This window comes from Pseudoalteromonas aurantia, from assembly GCF_005886875.1.
In the GTDB taxonomy this organism is placed as follows: domain Bacteria; phylum Pseudomonadota; class Gammaproteobacteria; order Enterobacterales; family Alteromonadaceae; genus Pseudoalteromonas; species Pseudoalteromonas aurantia_A.
On sequence record NZ_PNBY01000270.1, the window covers coordinates 1 to 336 of the forward strand.

Below are 336 nucleotides of genomic sequence, written 5' to 3' on the forward strand. Positions count from 1 at the left end.
CTGCGAAAACACGGAGTATGGGCAGTCATTCGTACTGGCAGCTCTTTTTCTTCAAAGATTTCGTCACGCGCACAGTTCGTCAGCGGCACTTCAGCGGTAGGGATCAGGCTAAAGCCATCATCGTGCTCACCCAGTTTCTCTGTGTGGAATAAGTCTTCTGCAAACTTAGGTAGCTGACCCGTGCCTAACAAACTGTCTTTATTCACTAAATAAGGCACATACATTTCGGTATAGCCGTTTTTATCGGTGTGCGTGTCGAGCATAAACTGCACCAACGCGCGATGCATGCGCGCGATTTGCCCACGCATTACTGTAAAGCGGGCACCCGAGAGCTTC

At 50.0% G+C, this 336-nt stretch carries 1 pseudogene; it reads right to left on the reverse strand.

Features of this window, described 5'->3' with window-relative positions:
• Positions 1-336, reverse strand: a pseudogene (locus CWC18_RS20910) (serine--tRNA ligase); the annotation flags it as partial.